Source organism: Noviherbaspirillum malthae (genome assembly GCF_015352985.1).
In the GTDB taxonomy this organism is placed as follows: domain Bacteria; phylum Pseudomonadota; class Gammaproteobacteria; order Burkholderiales; family Burkholderiaceae_D; genus Noviherbaspirillum; species Noviherbaspirillum malthae.
On sequence record NZ_JACYXF010000177.1, the window covers coordinates 1 to 1,468 of the forward strand.

Consider the following 1,468-nt stretch of genomic DNA (forward strand, 5'->3'; position numbering starts at 1 on the left):
ACCGCCGTCGAACTGCTCGCCGGCGTGCCCAGCATCATCTACGGCATGTGGGGCCTGTTCGTCTTCGCCCCGCTCTTCGGCGACCACGTCCAGCCCTTCTTGAAGAGCACCCTCGGCCAGCTGCCCCTTATCGGCCACCTGTTCCAGGGCCCCATGATGGGCATCGGCATCCTCACCGCCGGGCTGATTCTGGCCGTCATGATCATCCCCTTCATCGCCTCGGTCATGCGCGACGTCTTCGAGATCGTCCCGGCTGTCCTCAAGGAATCGGCCTACGGCCTGGGCTGCACCCGCTGGGAAGTGGTGCGCAAGATCGTGCTGCCCTATACCAAGACCGGCGTCGTCGGCGGCGTCATGCTCGGCCTGGGCCGCGCGCTCGGCGAAACCATGGCGGTGACGTTTGTCATCGGCAATGCCCACAAGCTGTCCTGGTCGCTGTTTGCCGCCGGCAACAGCATCGCTTCCACGCTGGCCAACGAGTTCGCCGAAGCCGAATCAACGCTGCACGTGTCGTCGCTGTTTGCGCTCGGCCTGATCCTGTTCGTCATCACCTTCATCGTCCTGTCGGCTGCCAAGCTCATGCTCATGGGCATGGCCCGCAAGGAAGGAGCCAAATCGTGAATCCCGTCTACCGCCGCCGCCTGCTGGCGCACCGCATCGGCATCGCGCTGTCCATCGGCGCCATGGCCGTGGGCCTGATCTTCCTCGGCTGGATCCTGTTCACCCTGCTCATCAAGGGTTTCAGCGCACTGAGCATCGCCATGTTCACCGAAACCACGCCGGCCCCGGGCGGCGAGGGCGGCGGCCTGATCAATGCCATCGTCGGCAGCCTGCTGATGGTGGGCGCGGCAACGCTCATCAGCACGCCGGTGGGCATCCTGGCCGGCATCTACCTGGCCGAGTACGGCGAGGAAAGCTGGCTGGCGCAGGTCACGCGCTTTGTCACCGACATCATGCTCTCGGCGCCGTCGATCGTCATCGGCCTGTTCGTCTATGCGATCTACGTGGCCAACGTGAAGCATTTTTCCGGCTGGGCCGGCACGTTTGCGATCTCGCTGATTGCCATTCCGGTGGTGGTGCGCACCACCGACAACATGCTCAAGCTGGTGCCCAGCAGCCTGCGCGAGGCGGCGTTCTCGCTGGGCGCGCCGCGCTGGAAGGTGGCGATGATGGTGCGGCTGCGGGCGGTGAAGGCCGGCGTGATCACGGGCGTGCTGCTGGCGGTGGCGCGCATCTCGGGCGAGACGGCGCCGCTGCTGTTCACGGCGCTCAATAACCAGTTCTTCAGCGCCAACATGAATGCGCCGATGGCCAACCTGCCGGTGGTGATCTACCAGTTTGCTATGAGCCCGTACGACAACTGGCGCGAACTGGCCTGGGGCGGCGCGCTGCTGATCACCTTCAGCGTGCTGGGCCTCAATATCCTGTCGCGTACCCTGTTCAGCCAGAAAATTCCCAACTGACATGA

The 1,468-nt window shown here is 64.6% G+C and carries 2 protein-coding genes; both read left to right on the forward strand.

Annotated elements, in window-relative coordinates; all coding sequences use genetic code 11:
- Window positions 1-621, forward strand: a 621-nt coding sequence (gene pstC / locus IGW03_RS37595; RefSeq protein ID WP_194727475.1) for a phosphate ABC transporter permease subunit PstC, incomplete at its 5' end; no start/stop codon positions are given.
- Window positions 615-1,463 (forward strand): phosphate ABC transporter permease PstA, encoded by an 849-nt coding sequence (pstA, locus tag IGW03_RS37600; protein WP_194727476.1) that lies wholly within the window; start codon window positions 615-617, stop codon window positions 1,461-1,463. The genes pstC and pstA, both read left to right, overlap by 7 nt.
- The last annotated feature ends 5 nt before the right edge of the window (window positions 1,464-1,468 follow it).